The sequence below is a fragment of the Caenimonas sedimenti genome, from assembly GCF_007833165.1.
GTDB lineage: Bacteria > Pseudomonadota > Gammaproteobacteria > Burkholderiales > Burkholderiaceae_C > Ramlibacter > Ramlibacter sedimenti.
This window is the reverse complement of sequence record NZ_VOBQ01000049.1, coordinates 1-1159: the sequence shown is the minus strand read 5'-3', so window position 1 is coordinate 1159 and position 1159 is coordinate 1. Positions and strand designations below refer to the sequence as shown.

Annotated in this window: 1 pseudogene; it reads left to right on the top strand. The window is 60.1% G+C overall.

The features are described from left to right. Nucleotides 1-68 precede the first annotated feature (68 nt). Nucleotides 69-1159 (top strand): annotated as a pseudogene (locus tag FN976_RS28695) (IS630 family transposase).

The window sequence follows — 1159 nt, the reverse complement described above, 5'->3', positions numbered from 1 at the left end:
CTAGTGTCCTGTCCCATAAATTCGTAGGCACAGAATCTGCATGAGCTGAGGCATCCTTGGGGGTGCCGATGGCGAATGCATACAAGCGAGTTCTGATTGCACTGACGGACGACGAGCGGGCGCAGCTGACGTCGATGGCGCGCTCGCGCTCGTTGCCTGCGGCGATGGCGCTGAGAGCGCGGATCGTGTTGGCCTGCGAGGGCGAAGACGTGCCGACCAGCGAAGTGGCTGAGGACCTTCGGATCGGCCGTGCGACTGTCGTGAAGTGGCGTGCCCGCTATGCCACGCACCGGCTGCAAGGGCTGTATGACGAAGTTCGCCCGGGCCGACCGCGCACAGTCGATGACGAGCGTGTTGCCGAGCTCATCGCAAAGACGCTGCATGCGAAGCCGGCCGATGGCGGCACGCATTGGAGCGTTCGCACGTTGGCTGGTGAGACGGGTATCAGCAAGAGCTCTGTGGCTCGGTATCTGCAGGTCTTCAAGCTCAAACCGCATCGTGTGGAAAGCTTCAAGCTTTCAAACGACCCGTTCTTCATCGAGAAGGTACGCGACGTCGTGGGGCTCTATCTGAATCCTCCAGAGAACGCCTTGGTGCTGTGCGTGGACGAGAAGAGCCAGTGCCAGGCACTGGAGCGGACCCAGCCAATGCTGCCGATGGGCTTCGGCTATGTGGAAGGCGTGACGCACGACTACGTGCGGCATGGCACGACGACACTGTTTGCCGCGCTCAACGTGCTTACCGGGGAAGTGTTCGCCCAGTGTCGGCCGCGACATCGCCATCAAGAGTTCCTGGACTTCCTGCGTGCCATCGACAAAGCGGTGCCACCAGAGCTGGACGTGCACTGCATTGCGGACAACTACGGCACAAACACCCGAAGGTGCGTGCTTGGCTCGCGCAGCGTCCGAGATGGCACATGCACTTCGTGCCGACCTACTCGAGCTGGCTCAATCAGGTCGAGCGCTTCTTCTCAATCATTACCAACCGTGCGATCCGCCGCGGTTCATTCAGCAGCGTCAAGGACTTGATCAAGAAGATCGACGAATTCGTCACCAGGTACAACGAGTCCTGCAAGCCCTTCACCTGGACTGCGACAGCCGACTCGATCCTAGAAAAGATCGTGCGACTGTGTTCGCGAATTAACGGGACAGGACACTAG